Origin of the sequence: Virgibacillus sp. AGTR (assembly GCF_016919725.2) — a bacterium.
GTDB classification, from domain to species: Bacteria; Bacillota; Bacilli; order Bacillales; family Amphibacillaceae; genus Virgibacillus; species Virgibacillus salarius.
The window spans coordinates 1-2,252 of record NZ_JAJERH010000143.1 but is presented as its reverse complement, the minus strand read 5'-3'; the positions used below and the strand labels follow the sequence as shown (position 1 = coordinate 2,252).

General features: G+C 42.4%; 1 protein-coding gene. It reads left to right on the top strand.

What is annotated here, in order from left to right; all coding sequences use genetic code 11:
- Positions 1-18: 18 nt before the first annotated feature.
- On the top strand, positions 19-2,252 hold a 2,234-nt coding region (locus tag JUJ52_RS22780), incomplete at its 3' end, for a condensation domain-containing protein (protein ID WP_255637855.1).

Below are 2,252 nucleotides of genomic sequence, written 5' to 3'. Positions count from 1 at the left end.
GGAACTCCAAAAGGAGTGATGGTTGAGCATCAACAGGTGACTAACTTCATCTATGGTGTTATGCACGAAACCAATCTAGGAAGCTATGAACGGATTCTCTGTTTAACCACGGTATCTTTCGATATCTTTGGTTTAGAAACGTTTGTACCGCTAACGCAAGGATTAACGGTTGTGATGGCCAAGGAGGAAGAGACGAGAGAAGGCGAAAAGCTAGCGAAGGTAATGACGAAACATCAGGTTGATGTCATGCAGAGTACGCCGACGCGGGTCAAGATGTTGCTGGAGAATGATTCCTTTACGGACGCACTAATGGGAATAAAAGCGCTTCTTGTAGGTGGTGAAGAACTTTCGAAATCATTATGGGAGGAGTTACAGGGATATCCTTTTACCGTATTTAACATGTATGGACCAACGGAAACGACAATCTGGTCAACTGTTAAGAAGCTGGAATCAACCGACCGTATTACAATCGGAAAACCAATTCAAAACACCGAGCTGTATCTTATGGATTCAAATAGGAAGTTAGTGCCAATAGGAGTGCATGGTGAGCTTTGTATCGGTGGAGATGGTGTAGCACGAGGATACTTTAATCGCGAGGCATTAACGAAGGAACGATTTATCGACCATCCATTTAAACCGGGGGAACGCTTATATAGAACTGGGGATTTAGCGAGGTGGCTTCCCAATGGAGAATTGGAGTATTTAGGAAGAATGGACAACCAAGTCAAGGTTCGAGGCTATCGAATCGAACTTGGAGAGATTGAGAGTCGACTGATTAGTCACCCTGCCATTAAGGAAGCTGTCGTGGTGGCAAGAGAAGATGAAATGAATCAAAAATACCTATGTGCTTATATCGTGGCGAAGGATTTCGTGGATAAAGCAGAAGTGAGAACATATGTCAAGGAAGGTTTACCAGATTATATGGTTCCTGCATACTACATGGAACTGCAGACGATTCCATTAACGCATAATGGAAAGGTAAACCGGAAGGCGTTACCGAAGCCCGAAATGCAGTACATTACGAATGCATATGAAGCACCGCAAACTACTACACAGAAGAAGCTGGTAATCATTTGGCAACATGTCCTGGGAGTGGATACGATAGGTATCCATGACAATTTCTTTGATTTAGGTGGTCATTCGTTAAAAGCAACGATGGTTATGGGGGAGATACACAAAGCGTTAGAGATTTCCGTTCCATTAAAAGAAATCTTTAATAGACCGACAATTCAAGAGTTAAGTGACTACATTGAAACGGAAGGGCTGATCAACCCATATGAACAGATAGAGCCATGTGAAGAAAAGGAATACTATCAGACATCTTCTGCGCAAAAACGGATGTACACGGTACAGCAATTGGATCAAGAAAGTACGGCTTATAACATGCCCGCTATTTTTGAATTAGAGGGAGAAGTCAACAGGGAACGTATGGAAGCAACGTTTAGGCAATTAATCGAAAGGCATGAGGTACTACGTACCTCTTACAAAATGGTAGAAGGCGAGATAGCTCAGAAGATTATGTCCCATTTGGATTTCCATCTTCGTGTACGGACAGTGGATGAAACGGATAAGACGGTACTGGTCCAGAATTTTATACGCCCGTTTTCCTTAGAGGAGGCACCGTTATTCCGAGCGGAAATCATGAAAAGCCAAGGAACTAATTACCTACTTATTGATATGCATCATATTATCTCAGATGGTGTCTCGATGAGTATCTTGGTTCAGGAATTCGCGAAGCTCTATAATGGCGACAAATTGGACCCACTCCGTATTCAATACAAGGATTATGCGGAATGGGAACAACACTATTTACAATCTGGACAAATGAAGAAGCAAGCACGATATTGGAAGGAACAATTCCAGGATGAGGTGCCAGTCCTTCAATTGCCATATGATTTTGAACGTCCAGCGTTTCAACGATTCGAAGGAGATAGCATTTCGTTCACGATAGACGAAGCAACAACGAAACAGCTACAGGAACTAGCGAAACAAGAAGATGTAACGATGCATATGGTTTTATTGTCTGCCTTTACCATTCAACTAGCGAGATATAGTGGTCAAGAAGACATTGTTGTCGGGGTACCGATTGCCGGAAGGCCACATGCCGATCTTCAAAATATCATGGGGATGTTCGTTAATACGTTAGCGATGCGACATCGACCAAATAAGCATAAAACATTTAGTGAATTTTTGAAGGAAGTGAAAGAAAACTCATTGCAAGCTTATGACAATCAGAACTATCAGCTTGAAGA